The sequence below is a fragment of the Enterococcus sp. GC34 genome (genome assembly GCF_040886645.1).
GTDB lineage: Bacteria > Bacillota > Bacilli > Lactobacillales > Enterococcaceae > Enterococcus > Enterococcus faecalis.
Window position 1 is genome coordinate 25,745 of the sequence record NZ_JBFOEF010000006.1, and the last position, 14,473, is coordinate 40,217.

The 14,473-nt window shown below is 37.4% G+C and carries 11 protein-coding genes and 3 other annotated features; of the genes, 5 read left to right on the forward strand and 6 right to left on the reverse strand.

The features are described 5' to 3' along the window. Positions 1–3 precede the first annotated feature (3 nt). The 3 genes from AB3I72_RS07275 to AB3I72_RS07285 form a co-directional block, all read right to left on the reverse strand. Complete coding sequence (locus AB3I72_RS07275; RefSeq protein WP_368023765.1) at positions 4–1,743, reverse strand: DUF2264 domain-containing protein; 1,740 nt, start codon at positions 1,741–1,743, stop codon at positions 4–6. Between the two features lie 378 nt (positions 1,744–2,121). Further along, complete coding sequence (locus tag AB3I72_RS07280) at positions 2,122–2,370, reverse strand: GlsB/YeaQ/YmgE family stress response membrane protein (protein WP_002355684.1); 249 nt, start codon at positions 2,368–2,370, stop codon at positions 2,122–2,124. Positions 2,371–2,476: 106 nt separating this feature from the next. Beyond that, positions 2,477–4,108 (reverse strand): peptide ABC transporter substrate-binding protein, encoded by a 1,632-nt coding sequence (locus AB3I72_RS07285; protein WP_368023767.1) that lies wholly within the window; start codon positions 4,106–4,108, stop codon positions 2,477–2,479. Positions 4,109–4,255: 147 nt separating this feature from the next. Then, positions 4,256–4,488 (forward strand) — a binding site (T-box leader). Between the two features lie 154 nt (positions 4,489–4,642). Next, positions 4,643–4,885: a binding site (T-box leader), on the forward strand. Positions 4,886–4,938: 53 nt separating this feature from the next. On the opposite strand from AB3I72_RS07285, the gene AB3I72_RS07290 reads away from it, so the two are divergent. From AB3I72_RS07290 to AB3I72_RS07300, 3 genes are read left to right on the forward strand one after another with little or no spacing between them, the layout of a single operon-like run. After that, complete coding sequence (locus AB3I72_RS07290) at positions 4,939–5,583, forward strand: amino acid ABC transporter permease (protein WP_176944592.1); 645 nt, start codon at positions 4,939–4,941, stop codon at positions 5,581–5,583. 12 nt (positions 5,584–5,595) lie between these two features. Then, positions 5,596–6,231, forward strand: coding sequence for an amino acid ABC transporter ATP-binding protein (locus tag AB3I72_RS07295; protein WP_002355681.1), 636 nt, complete (start codon positions 5,596–5,598; stop codon positions 6,229–6,231). 10 nt (positions 6,232–6,241) lie between these two features. Then, positions 6,242–7,063 carry an amino acid ABC transporter substrate-binding protein gene (locus AB3I72_RS07300; protein ID WP_002368082.1) on the forward strand — a complete coding sequence of 274 codons (822 nt, stop codon included), beginning with the start codon at positions 6,242–6,244 and terminating at the stop codon, positions 7,061–7,063. Positions 7,064–7,117: 54 nt separating this feature from the next. Here AB3I72_RS07300 and AB3I72_RS07305 read toward each other — a convergent pair whose 3' ends face one another. Continuing rightward, complete coding sequence (locus AB3I72_RS07305; RefSeq protein WP_143345885.1) at positions 7,118–8,338, reverse strand: Fic family protein; 1,221 nt, start codon at positions 8,336–8,338, stop codon at positions 7,118–7,120. 246 nt (positions 8,339–8,584) lie between these two features. Between AB3I72_RS07305 and AB3I72_RS07310 the strand changes: the two genes are divergently transcribed. Both AB3I72_RS07310 and AB3I72_RS07315 read left to right on the forward strand, forming a co-directional pair. Beyond that, positions 8,585–9,028: a hypothetical protein gene (locus tag AB3I72_RS07310; protein WP_002355676.1), complete on the forward strand. Its 444-nt coding sequence runs from the start codon at positions 8,585–8,587 to the stop codon at positions 9,026–9,028. Positions 9,029–9,124: 96 nt separating this feature from the next. Then, positions 9,125–9,349, forward strand: a complete 225-nt coding sequence (locus AB3I72_RS07315; RefSeq protein ID WP_002383054.1) for a DUF3955 domain-containing protein — start codon at positions 9,125–9,127, stop codon at positions 9,347–9,349. Positions 9,350–9,403: 54 nt separating this feature from the next. Here AB3I72_RS07315 and leuS read toward each other — a convergent pair whose 3' ends face one another. Further along, complete coding sequence (gene leuS / locus AB3I72_RS07320) at positions 9,404–11,818, reverse strand: leucine--tRNA ligase (RefSeq protein WP_061101191.1); 2,415 nt, start codon at positions 11,816–11,818, stop codon at positions 9,404–9,406. 120 nt (positions 11,819–11,938) lie between these two features. Next, positions 11,939–12,171: a binding site (T-box leader), on the reverse strand. Between the two features lie 50 nt (positions 12,172–12,221). After that, positions 12,222–14,435 (reverse strand): autolysin, encoded by a 2,214-nt coding sequence (locus tag AB3I72_RS07325; RefSeq protein ID WP_061101192.1) that lies wholly within the window; start codon positions 14,433–14,435, stop codon positions 12,222–12,224. Positions 14,436–14,473 lie beyond the last annotated feature (38 nt).

Sequence of the window (14,473 nt, forward strand, 5' to 3'; positions counted from 1 at the left end):
TTTTTATTCCTCCCTTGTCACACCGCCTACCAAACAAATCAGGCGATGCGTTCCTATTGGTAGCTCTTTTTGCAAATAAGGTAAACTTGTTCTTGGGAAAAACAACGATGTATTGGGTTCAGGTTGAAGAATACCTGCGTGGTCATATCCTTCAATTGCAACTATTTGCGAACACAATTCTCCTGAATCGACTCTAGCCCACTCTTTACCAAGTTCTTTTTCTGAAAATTTTCCAAGTAACGGTAGACTGAATCCTCCTTCGCGCACTTTTAATGGAACCGATGTCACTATTTCATGTACTCTAACATGCCATTCTCCAAAAGGATAAATGGTTGTTTCAATTTCTACTTCTTGAAAAGGTAGCCATTTATAATAAACTTGCTCCTCTGTTAAATAAAAATCATGAACTTTCCCTTTAACACGAAAATATTCACCATCACGAGAAACAGCCAATACGTTATCAAAAGCCCCCTCCTCATAACGCGCACCAGCTTTGGGAACGCTAAAACCAAAGCGGCTAGAATAGACAAATTTACTATATTTAGCCGCAGCATGCGCTTGATTTTCAAGCCATAGTCCTGCAGGATAGCTGAGGACATGCGTTTTCATTTTAGGATGGATTAATAACATGTTTCCCTTTTCTATCAAACGCTTTTCTTCTCGTTTTATCGCCAGCGGTTCAGCACGCCAAAACGGATGGTCTTGATCCACTGCGAGCAACAAAAATGTTTTAAAAGCCCAATACGGAGAGCCTGGTGCGTTATAACCTTCTGCCATTACTAAATTTTCGTAATGATAGCCAATGGACAACCGACCATCATAAGTGAAAATAGTCTGTTGCATCCAACAGTGTAAATGTTTTGCTAACAGCGTTTTTATTTGTCCCCAAGGTAACGCCTCTACTTCTGCAAATATCAAAGCTGCGAAAAACGCTCCTTGAGCAAACCGATACGTTTGACTACGTCCGTAAGGTAACGCTTCGCCCTCCTCATCAAAATAGTACAGATAGTCCTGCGCGAACATAACGGCTCGTTCTGTAAAACGTTTCGCACGAACAGGATCTCTTTCTCGCATAAATTTGACATAAATCAAACTATAATAATGAAAAGCAAACGAAATATAATAATCTCTTTGCGTAGTTTTACCATCCATATACCAACCATCACCTAAATACATGCGTTCAATCAACGCCAATTCTTCCTCTAGTTCCGCTTGGTTAATCACTTGTCCACATCCCTCGAGTGCCAAACGAATGAGCACTTTGAAAAACGTCCAATTATTTTTAGGAATTTTACAACCAAGTGCCTTATTTAACCAAACCATGATATTTTCTTGCTGTTTCTCAGAAAAACAGGACCAAAAATATGTCTTATGAAGCAATAAAGTTAAAGATAATGCTGCTGCTTCCACAATATATTGATCATAATCAACAATATCGCCCCAATAATCTGGGGATGACGGATCAGTTCCTGCGATTAATTTTTCCACATAAGCATCTCTTAAAACATCATCTTTACAAGCAACCCAATACGGTCCAATTCCCCATAATGGTCGAATGAGCGCTTCCATTTCAGCATGTTGCTGATCATAGACAGCACCACTGGACCCAAAATTCACGCCAGGTTTTTCTGATGTTAAAATAGCCGTTTTTAAAGTTGTCATGATTGTTTCAAAAGCTTCCAAATATGCTTCTCTGGTCAAAAAAAGATTACTTTTTAACGATTCCATGCTTTTCGCCTCCATTAGTTTAATTCAAAGAATAACAAGGGCACTTATTTTTTTCAACTATCGTTTAATGAATAAAACGGCATATTATGAGAGCAGCCTTTCACCTTCCCTAAACTTAACATATTAATTTTTTCTTTATTTTTGTTGAACCTTGAGCTATTCACTTTATCCAACAAAACTTCCTTTATCAAAAATGAATAATAAATGAAAAATAAGCAGTCTAACGCAGGAAATTCTCATAATAAATATTTTAAAAAAAAAGAGTCTATGACAAAAATCCAAAGAGATTTTTGTCATAGACTTAAAATATGAGAGAAAAGACATCAAAAGTAATGGTCTGATTAACCTTCACAAGTTTTATGATGCTTTTCAAGATATCATTTTGATACAATTTTACGCCTTACGGTTTACAATAAAAGAGTAAATTGCGATACAGATAATCGCTCCTAGCAACGCTGAGATAATTGGAAAGCCGCCGATGACTGGTCCTAAAGAAGGCAACAAGAGTGATGCTACCCAACTTCCTAAAAAGCCCACGATAATATTTCCAATAATACCACCTGGCACGTCTTTTCCTAAAATTGCGCCAGCAATTGCGCCAATAATTCCTCCGACAATTAATGCCCATAGAAAGCTAAACATTTGAAAAACCTACCTTTCATAGTTGATTTTTTTAGTTAATTTTCCTACTTTAAGGATAAAACAGAAAGCAGACTTTTTCAAAAGATAGGACTTTTCAGAAGTCAATTTATTCTTCTACATAAGCTAAACGATAGGATACTGTGCGACCAAAAGAAAATACTTGCAAGCCCTGTAATCGATCTGATTTCAAGTAACCAATGGCTCCTTGGAATAATGGTAAAACACCGGCATCTTTTTCAATTAATGTTTTTTCTAAACTTAGTAATTCATTCCAGCGTTTTTCAGGTTCATTGGCGTAATCTTTTCTAACTTTTTGGAGACCCGCATCATACGCTGAATCGTTATAACCAGAAGTATTTAAGCCACTTTTTGAGTCATAAAATTCTAAAAAATTAATGGGATCAGCATAGTCAGGTGTCCATGTTCCAAAGGCTAAATCGTAATTACCTGCTGTTTGTAAATCCAAACGATTTTGCAAAGGCAATGATTTTAATTTGATTGTTAAACCTGGTAAATTTTGTTGCAATTGCCCTTGAACAAATTCAATGGTTTTCTTGGCAATCGCTGAGTCCGCTGAGATTAGTTCCAATTCAATTTTATCTTTGCCCAACTCTTCTTTCGCTTTGGTCCAGTTAGATTGGGCTTCTTTAATATTATATGGCAATAAATCACCATTTTCTTTGCGGAAATCTTCACCTGTATCTGGATTTTTTGCAAAATTAGCTGGTACAAATCCATTTAAAGCTGTCGAGCCATCTCCTAAAATTTCTTTTGCAAAAGTTTCTTTGTCAATCGCTTGTAAAAAAGCTTTTCGAACATGTTCGTTGCCGGTAATTTCACGGCGATGATTTGGGCTTAAATAACCCACCATGGCTTTAGGAACAAAATGCGCTTGTTTTGACTCTTTATACTGAAGTGCATAAGTATCTGCTAAAACAGTGTAATCTAAATCGCCATTATCAAAAAGATTGGCTCCTGTGCCAATTTCTTTCACTACTTGAACATCAATTTCATTCAATTTTACGTGTTCTTTATCCCAATAATGATCATTCTTCTTCAATTTCCAAGTTTCGGAATTGCCATCCCAGCCTGAAATTACAAACGGCCCATTGCCAACAAAATTATCTGCAGAAGTCCCATAGGCAGTACCTTTTTCTTTGGCAAAGGCTTCATTTTTAGGCATAAAAGGTGTTCCAACTAAGACTTGGGCTAAATAAGGAATTGGATTTTCCAATGTTAGTTCTAGTGTCTGGTCATCGATTGCTTTGACACCAAATTCTTCCATCGTGGCTTGTCCTTCCCGCACCGCACGCCCATTTTTAAAAATATCCATTTGATTACTGCTACTTGAACCATACGCTGGATCGACCACGTTTCTAAACGCAACTACAAAATCCCCTGCTTTAACTGGATCCCCGTTTGTCCATTTTGCTTCTCGTAACTTGAATGTATAGACTAACCCGTCTTCACTAACTTGTGGCTCTGCTTTCGCCATAGCTAGCTCAGGATCTCCGTTTTTATCTTGTCGATACAAGCCTTCAACTACTTGACCAATCATATCGGAACTATAGACATCTGTATAATGAGCGCTGTCTAATGTCGAGAGTTCACCACCAGATGCGACGTTAATTTTCTGTGTAGCTGGTTCATTCGAGGTCGTTTTCGAACTGCCACTTCCACATGCTGCTAAAACCAAGCCCAGTGCAACAAGTCCGATTAACCACTTTTTCTGTTTCATACCAAAACTCCTCCTTCTGTTCAAACAACTTACCTACATTTTACATGATTTTCCATACATTTGTCCTTTTTCAGCACTTACTTTTTGAAAGAAAAATATTTTTTTAAGAATAAGAGTTGACAGATATTTTTTCTGGTGGTACAGTATTGAAAAACAGAGAACAGAAGAGTAACTGTTTCCTTTAGTGAAGAGAGTCTTTGGTTGGTGGAAAAAGACGTAAAGAAACAGCGAACCACATCTGGGAGTTGACTTTTTGAACCCTTAGTAGGAAAGTCCGGGACCACTCGTTAACAGGCGAAGTTATGAACTTCATAAGGTTCGTGTTGCGAAACACGAATAAACTAAGGTGGAACCACGATAATTGATTATTCGTCCTTTGGCTAGTCAGCCAAAGGACTTTTTTGTTTTTTAGATGCGCTTTTCAAACTGAGAGAATGCCTCAACCGCTCCTGTCTGTTGTCCCCTTTTCTATATGCTCAATGGGATACGCTAGAAAAGCAACAGGTTTTCTGTTCCGTTCGAACAATTTCATACTTACAATCAAAGCTTAGGACATAGTAATTTAGCTCTTCCTTTACAGAGACTTTTTCATTGGCTGAAAGAAAAAGATGGATTCTTCTTTACTCACACCTAAAAGATGTTTTTCTGAATCCTTTAGTAAGAAAAACCGGTGACTCTATCGTTAACAGAGAGTAGTTGTCAACGCAACTACATAAGGCTTATCTTGTGAAAGATAAGTAAATTGAGGTGGCACCACGAATGCGATTCGTCCTCTTGGCTCACAGCCAAGAGGCTTTTTTGTTTTTTAATAAAAATTGTTGGAGGAAAAAATGATGGATTATATTTTAGAAATTTTACCTGCTTTAGTTAGCGGAGCTGGCATGACACTGAAAGTCTTTTTCTTTACGCTCCTTGGCTCGATTCCACTGGGGATTATCATTGCCTTTATTTTACAAAGTTCGTTTAAACCTTTACGTTACTTAATTAACCTCTACATTTGGTTAATGCGCGGCACTCCGCTATTGTTACAATTAATTTTTGTTTTTTACGGCTTACCATTAATTGGTATTGTCTTTGAACGTTACGATGCGGCCTTATTCGCATTTATTTTAAATTATGCTGCGTACTTTGCTGAAATTTTCCGCGGGGGGATTCAAACAATTCCCCAAGGTCAATATGAAGCTGCTAAGGTTTTACGTTTAACACGTTTTCAAACAGTCACCCGGATTATTTTGCCACAAGTTGTTAAAATCGTGCTGCCTTCCGTAGGAAATGAAATTATCAATTTGGTCAAGGATACTTCTCTTATTTATGTTCTTGGCTTAGGCGATCTTTTACGTGCTGGTAAAATTGCGATGAGCCGCGATGTTACATTAGTGCCATTAGCTTTAGTGGGAGTGATTTATTTACTCTTTACGGCAATTTTGACTGTTGCTTCTAAGAAAATTGAAAAATTCTATCAATATTATAAATAGGAGGACTCTACCATGTTAACTATTAAAAATTTAACCAAACATTTTGATAACCGGACCATCATTGATCACTTAAATTTAGAAATTCCAGAGGGTAAAATTTTAACGATTGTTGGTCCTTCAGGCGGCGGAAAAACCACTTTACTTCGTTGTTTGGCTGGTTTAGAAACCATTGATTCTGGTGAGCTTTTGTTGGATGGTGTTCCTTTCAATCCTGCTGAAATGGACAATGCCGATCAAGTGGTTGGGGTCGTTTTCCAGGATTTCCAACTTTTCCCTCACTTATCAGTTTTAGAAAACATTACCTTAGCACCTACATTAGTACTAAAAGAAGAAAAAGCAAAAAGTCAGCAAGAAGCTTTAGAATTACTGGAAAAATTGGGCTTGGCTGGTAAAGAAAAACTCTATCCGTACCAACTTTCCGGTGGACAAAAACAACGAGTTGCACTTGCTCGTGCCCTAGCAATGAAGCCAAAAGTTCTTGGGTACGATGAACCAACGAGCGCGCTAGATCCAGCTTTACGCCAACAAGTGGAAGAAGTTATTTTAGATTTGCGGAAACAAGGCATGACACAGATTGTCGTGACCCACGATATGGCTTTCGCTGAAAAAATTGCAGACAATCTTTTGACGGTTGCCCCCGTCCAATAGAAAGGAGTTTATGATGAAAAAGAAATATTCTTTAGCCTTGCTGGTTATCTGTTGTAGTTTACTCCTATTTGCAGGTTGTGGTAAAAGAAAAAGCAACGAAGATCAATGGACACGGATTAACGAAGAAAAACGGATTATTATTGGCTTAGATGACTCCTTTGTGCCCATGGGTTTTCAAGATAAATCAGGCAAAATTGTCGGCTTTGATGTCGACTTAGCCAAAGCGGTTTTTAAACTTTATGGCATTTCCGTTGACTTCCAACCGATTGATTGGTCTATGAAAGAAACAGAATTACAAAATCAAACCATTGATCTTATTTGGAACGGCTACACTAAAACGAGCGAGCGGGCTGAAAAAGTTCAATTCACACAACCCTACATGACGAACGACCAAGTACTTGTTTCTTTAAAAGAAAAAAACATTGCAACAGCGAGCGACATGCAAGGCAAAATTTTAGGGGTTCAAAATGGCTCTTCTGGCTATGATGGCTTCGAAAGTCAGCCTGACGTTTTGAAAAAATTTGTTAAAGACCAAACACCTATTTTATATGACGGGTTTAATGAAGCTTTCTTAGATTTAAAATCTGGCCGAATTGATGGGCTCCTAATTGATCGCGTCTACGCCAACTACTATCTTTCCCACGAAGATAATTTAAAAAACTATACTATTTCTCATGTAGGCTATGACAATGAGGATTTTGCTGTGGGCGTCCGCAAATCAGACAATCAATTAGTCCAAAAAATCAATACTGCCTTTGAGACGTTACGAAAAGATGGCACCCTTAGTAAAATTTCTCAAAAATGGTTTGGAGAGGACGTTACAAATCATTAAAAGTTGACCACTAAAAAATCCTGAAACTCTCAAAATCGAGAGATTCAGGATTTTTTATCCAATTGTTTCTTCAAATTGTTGAGTGATTCGATACGTTTTCGGTTTCTTCCCTTGAACTTGAATATACGCTTGTTTTTCTAATGTTTCCGTTATTCGCTTAACTTTTCCGTAGGACCAGTTTTGATTTTCTTGAATCTCTTTAATCGACACACTTTCGGTGCCGTTTCTAAACATATGTGCTTGAATTAATAAAAACAGAACACTACATTCATCTTCAGGTAACTCTGAATGTTTTAACCATTGCGTAGCTCTTTTCAACTGACTAGTCCATGTTCTCAGCTCTTCTAAAATTTCCGTTTGTCCTAATAAGATAAATTCATACATCGTCTGAACAAAAAGAGTTACTTCTCCTCTATTTCTTGGATTTGTGACTTCGGAAAAAGCTTTTTCATATTTTTTCTTATTGTGGATTACGGCATTGGAAACAGTCAATCCTGTCAGTGGATCCAATTTTCTAGAGAGATAGTTAGACATCAAAAAACGGCCCATTCGTCCATTCCCATCATAGAAGGGATGAATATACTCAAAATAGTAATGACTGATACAACATTTAAGTAAGCTTGGTAGTGCTGATTGATTCATAAAAAGGATAAGTTTTTCTAGATCAGCTATAATACTTTCTTCGTTGGAACTCCCCTGATGAACAACTTTGTCTTTATCACTGATGTACACAACAGATTTCCTAAATAATAAACCATCTGGATAGTCTTCTTCTTGGATATCAGCTTTAAAGAGTTCATCATAGATTTCTCTAAATTGACCTAACGTTTCGATTTTTAGCATTTTATCAGTCACAATACCTTTATACATGTTTACAATGCCCTGAAATCTTTCAGTTGAATTAGCATTTAATTTGTGTAAAACTTTGCTAATATCTTTTCTTGAACTTTTAACCCCTTCAATTTCATTCGTACTTTGTATCTCTTCAATCAATTGATAAAAAAAGATATTTTTTTGTACAATTTTTGGTAATTTATGTATATATCTCATTATTTCTTGAGAATTTTTCATAATTTTTTCTTGTAATACGCTGTGTTGAAGTAAAGGAACGTAGAATAACTCATAGGTTTCTTTTGTTTTCCGTTCTTCTTTGTCAAAAGGGTGGATAAATAACTTAGTTTGTAAAGTAGAGTCAAAATTTAAACGTTCTTGATACTTCTTTTCAAAAGAATCTCTATTTTTATAAAAATCTACTTTTAGTAATTTATATGTCATTATACCCCTCTTTTCTTATTCTAAATTACAAAAAAACGTTTTTTTGTAATTTAGAATATCTTTCACTTAAATTTAACATTCAAAATTACAAAATTCAACTATTTTATAATTTTAAATTTACATAGAAAATTTAGCAAATTCTAACTTATGAAGAACTTTTATTTTTGCTACACTAGTAAAAGTCGAGAGAATTTGTCCTTTTCTGCCTAGAACAATCATTACTCTCAATAAATGAAAGGAGAAAAAATGCCTACTAATAAAAAAGAAGGAATGCTTTTTACTACGTTAATGTGTTTTCTGATGGTTTTCGGAATGAGCACCTATAATTTATTATTGCATGGAGAATTTTCATTGTACGCCTTATCAAAAGGTTTGCTTCCTGGATTTATCGTTGCTTTTATTTTAGACGTTTTCATCGTTGGTGTCTTAGCTAAGAAAATCGCTTTTTCTTTACCCTTTAATAAAGAAAAACGGCTATTACTTATTCTGACCATTTCGAGTCTCATGATTATCGGCATGGTGACTTGTATGTCTTTATTTGGCTTATTAATGGAAGGCCAGACGTTGTCACTAAGTGCGTATTTCCAAGCTTGGGGCCTGAACTTTATTGTTGCCCTTCCTTATCAATTGCTGATTGTCGGTCCCTTTTCACGTATGATCTTAACCAATTACCAACAACGACAAACTTAGAAAATAGATTTCTTATCTAAGTTTTAACAGTTGCCTAAAAAAAAGTTAACCTTTTTGATTTATCTTAGTGATAGTTCATTAAAGGAGGAACTGAAGTTGAAAAAATATCGTATTAGCTTATTTCTTGGCTTGATTAGTCTTTTATTATTTATGATCTCTATTTTAGTTGGATCAACATTATCTAGCGATGGACTTTTAAAAGAACCCGCCTTTTTCTGTACGCCGCTCGGTTACTTTTTTCTCTTCATCGCCTTGCTTTCAGTTATAACAATCACATGTAAAGAACATATGAATCAAAAAGGTAAAACAAAACAACCTTAAAAAGAGCCTGACGTTTTGATACGTCCGGCTCTTTTTTTAATAAAAACATATAACTTAATTTGCAACAATATTTACTAATTTATCTGGAACAGCAATCACTTTGCGCACTGTTTTTCCTTCAATAAATTCTTTAACAGCTTCATGGTTCATTGCAATTTGTTCTAATTCTTCTTTGCTTAACCCACGAGCGACATTTTGTTTGCCACGTAATTTTCCGTTCACTTGGAAAACTACTTCCACTTCATCTTCTACTAAAGCCGCTTCATCATAGGTTGGCCAAGGGACATAAGTTAAACTTTCCTCGTTACCTAAAATTTGCCATAGCTCTTCACCAATATGTGGCGCGATTGGCGCAAGTAATTGGACAAATCCTTCCACATATTCATAAGGTAAGGCATCCACTTTATTGGCTTCATTCACAAAAACCATTAATTGAGAAATCGCTGTATTAAAGTGCAAGTTTGCCATATCTTCTGTCACTTTTTTAACCGTTTGATGATAAACTTTCGTTAAACGGCCATCATTAATTGTGGTAATTCGGTCACGCATTTTGCCTTCTTCATCAACAATCAGACGCCAAACGCGATCTAAGAATTTACGACTTCCTTCTAATCCATTTTCATTCCAAGCAATGGAAGCATCTAATGGGCCCATGAACATTTCATAAAGACGTAATGTATCCGCACCATATTTAGCCACCACATCATCGGGATTTACAACATTGCCACGTGATTTAGACATTTTTTCGTTGTTTTCTCCTAAAATCATACCTTGGTTGTATAATTTTTGGAAAGGTTCTTTGGTAGGAACCACACCAATATCATATAAGAATTTATGCCAAAAACGAGCATAAAGTAAATGCAGCACCGCATGTTCGGCACCACCAATATAGATATCAACTGGTAACCAACGTTTTAATTTTTCAAAATCAGCAATTTCATTTTTATTATGAGGATCAATGAATCGTAAGTAATACCAAGAGCTTCCAGCCCATTGTGGCATAGTATTCGTTTCACGTTTTCCCTTCATACCAGTTTCAGGGTCGACGACATTGACCCATTCATCAATGTTTGCTAATGGCGATTCCCCAGTTCCACTTGGGCGAATATCCGATGTTACTGGTAAACGTAGAGGTAACTCAGATTCAGGAACCGTTGTGGTTGATCCATCTTCCCAATGGATCACAGGAATTGGTTCACCCCAGTAGCGTTGACGAGAGAATAACCAGTCACGTAAACGATAAGATACTTCTTTTTTCCCTACGTGATTTTCTTCTAGCCACTCATTCATTTTAGCGATGGCTTCTGCTTTGTTTAATCCATTTAAAAAATCAGAATTGATATGCGGTCCATCACCTGTATAGGCTTCTGTTGTAATGTCGCCACCTGCGATTACTGGTAGGATATCAATGCCAAATGTTTTCGCAAATTCGTAATCCCGTTCATCATGCGCTGGGACCGCCATGATTGCGCCTGTACCATAGCTTGCTAAAACATAATCGCCAATCCAAATTGGAATTTCTTGGCCATTGACTGGATTTATCGCATACGCACCTGTGAAAACACCTGTTTTTTCTTTTGCTAAATCCGTTCTATTTAAATCAGATTTTTTTGAGGTTTCTTCAATATATGCTTCTACAGCTGCTGTTTGTTCAGGTGTCGTAATTTTTTTCACTAGTTCTAGTTCAGGAGCTAGAACAGTATAGGTTGCACCAAACAAGGTATCAGGACGGGTTGTAAACACCGTGAAACTTTCTTCTGTGCCAGCGACTTTAAAGGTCACATTGGCTCCTTCAGAACGTCCAATCCAATTTCGTTGCATATCTTTAATACTTTCTGGCCAATCAACAAGCTCTAAATCTTCTAATAAGCGATCTGCATAAGCAGTAATTTTCAGCATCCATTGACGCATTGGTCGGCGAACCACGTCATAACCGCCACGTTCACTTTTTCCATCAATGACTTCTTCATTTGAAATAACAGTTCCTAGTTCAGGTACCCAGTTAACCGCAACTTCTGCTTCATAAGCTAACCCTTTTTCATATAATTTTGTAAATATCCATTGTGTCCATTTGTAATATTCAGGATCAGTGGTATTAATTTCACGATTCCAATCATAGCTGAATCCTAGTGAATTAATTTGGCGACGGAATGTTTCGATATTTTTCTTAGTAAATTCAGCTGGGTCATTTCCTGTATCTAACGCATATTGCTCTGCTGGCAAACCAAACGCATCCCAGCCCATTGGATGCAACACATTATAGCCTTGCGCACGTTTCATACGTGAAAGAATATCGGTTGCTGTATAGCCTTCCGGGTGACCTACGTGTAAGCCTTGTCCAGATGGATAGGGAAACATATCTAGTGCATAAAATTTTTCTTTATTTGGGTCGTCCAATGTATTGAAACAATTGTTCTTAGCCCAATATTTTTGCCATTTCTTCTCAATCTCTTTGTGATTGTAGCTCATGTTATTCCTCCTAGTAATATAAAATTTTTCATTCTTACAATTTGCCACCTGCAGCCATTGTCACTATTCTGACTTAAACTAGCCACTTAGTGATAAAAAAAAATCCTATAGGAAAAATTCCTATAGGACGTGAACATACAAATGCAACGTGGTACCACCTAAATTCGTCAAAGAAACGGTCAATCACCGTCACCTTAACCTCAAACGTCTTAACGGTCGTCACCGACTTTTTCTACTTGGTTTGTTCAAAAAAGTAACTTAAAGGCGAGTTCAAAAGCTTCTGTACGTATTTCCACCAGCCATACGCTCTCTATCACATGGTTCTTTCTACTATTCCTTCTCATTGTTTTTTTCTATTATAAGACTCATGTTACCAAAGATAGCTATTTTTTTCAATCTTAAATTAACCAACTTTTAAAGTTTGACCAATATAAATTGTATCCCCGCTTAAGCCATTTAATTGTTTGATTTTTTGGATGCTGATTCCGTATTGCATTGATAAGCCCCAAAGTGAATCACCGCTTTTAACTGTATGGCGTTTGCCTGATGCACTATTTGTTGAAGAAGCATTGCCACCTGCAGAAGCGCCTTTTTTCACGATGATTGTTTGACCAGCAAAAATTAAATCGCCTTTGATCCCGTTCCATGAACGTAGATTAGCAACACTCACGCCAAACTGTGCAGAAATTTTATTCAACGTATCGCCTGATTTAATCGTGTAAGATGTTGTCGCACCGCCACCATTATTCGTAGGCTTGTTCGTATTCGTTGAACCTGAGTTAGCGCCTTTTTTCACGATAATCTTTTGACCAGCAAAAATCAAACTACCGCTGATGTTATTCCAGGCTTGTAAGTTAGCCACACTAACACCGAATTGTGCAGAAATTTTGTTCAAGGTATCCCCTGATTTAATCGTGTAGTACGTATTCGTTCCTGATTGATTATTGTTAGAACCACCATTGCTTGAGCCGCCGGTGTTACCTGAAGTACCTTTTTTCACAATAATTTTTTGACCAGCGAAGATTAAATCGCCAGAGATGCCGTTCCATGAACGTAAATTAGCAACGCTCACACCATATTGCGCGGCAATTTTGTTCAAGGTATCGCCTGATTTAATTGTGTAATACGTATTCGTTCCTGATTGATTATTGTTAGAACCACCGCTGCCTGAGCCACCAGTGTTACCTGAAGCACCTTTTTTCACGATGAGTTTTTGACCAACGAAAATTAAATCGCCAGAGATGCCATTCCATGAGCGTAAATTAGCAACGCTCACGCCATATTGCGCGGCAATTTTATTCAAGGTATCCCCTGATTTTACAGTATAGTACGTGTTCGTTCCTGATTGATTATTGTTAGAACCACCGCTGCCTGAGCCACCAGTGTTACCTGAAGCACCTTTTTTCACGATAAGTTTTTGACCAACAAAAATTAAATCACCCGAGATGCCGTTCCATGAGCGTAAATTAGCAACGCTCACACCATATTGCGCGGCAATTTTATTCAAGGTATCTCCTGATTTTACAGTATAGTACGTGTTCGTTCCTGATTGATTGTTAGAACCGCCTGTTCCTGGATTAACTGTTCCGCCCCCAGTATTCCCACCAGAAGATGGTGTATCATATTGAGTTAAGTTATATGCGGTAATGACATTATTTAATTTAGCATTGTAGCTAGGATCTGTCGCATAACGACCTGTTAACCAAGCAGTTGCATCGCGGTACGAGCTTGTATTGCTTTTCCAAGCCCCAGCATAATAGTAAACGCCCGCTTGGAAAGAAGTTGTTTTTAGCACGTGCGCATTATCTTGGAATGATTCCATGTAAGAAGGATATTTACGGAAAGGTTCTTTTTTCACTAACCATTTGCCGTTTAAATATTCCCATGTATCCATATAGACAGATTGTCCATTGTAGCTGCCTTTAATCCCAAATAAGTTATAGTTTGGTGCCTTAGATAGCGTACTTGCTCCCCAACCACTTTCAACGATTGCTTGAGCCATCATCACTGATGCATATAAATCATTGGCTTGCGCAATAGGTTGTGCACAACGTGCTAACTCGGCAATAAATTCTGAAGGACTTTGCGTCGGTGATAACGCTGAAAAAGTTTGCGCAGAAGCTACTCTAGCTTCTGGTACTTTTACTTCATCATCGGGTGTAACCGCAGGCGCTGCTTCAGACTCGGTTGTTGAAGGAGCTACTGGCGTGATTTCTGCTACTGAAGAATCAGTCGTTCCTGATTCCACAGGTGTAGTTGAATCAACTGTTGGTTGCTCGGTACTTGGTGTTGTTGGTGTTTCTTTTGATGATTCAGTTGTCGATTCAGTCGTTGTTGACGAATCCGTTGTCGGTTGTTCCGTAGTTCCTGGCGTAGTTTCTGTTGTTGGTGTCTCTACTAAGCCAGTTTCCGTAGTAGGTGCTTGGGCAACTTCCGCATTTGTTGGCTGCTCTTCTGTTGCCTCAGCAGTCACTGGTAGTAACGCAACGGGCGTTCCTACAGATGAAACAATTAACGCCGAGCTGAATAAAGTAGTGCTTTTCTTCCATTGTACTGGCGTTTTCTTTCTTTGTTGTGCTTTCCTTCTTTCGATACGTGACATTGATTCTTTCTTCATTGATACGTCCCCAACTTTCCTTTTTTAACTTATATGTA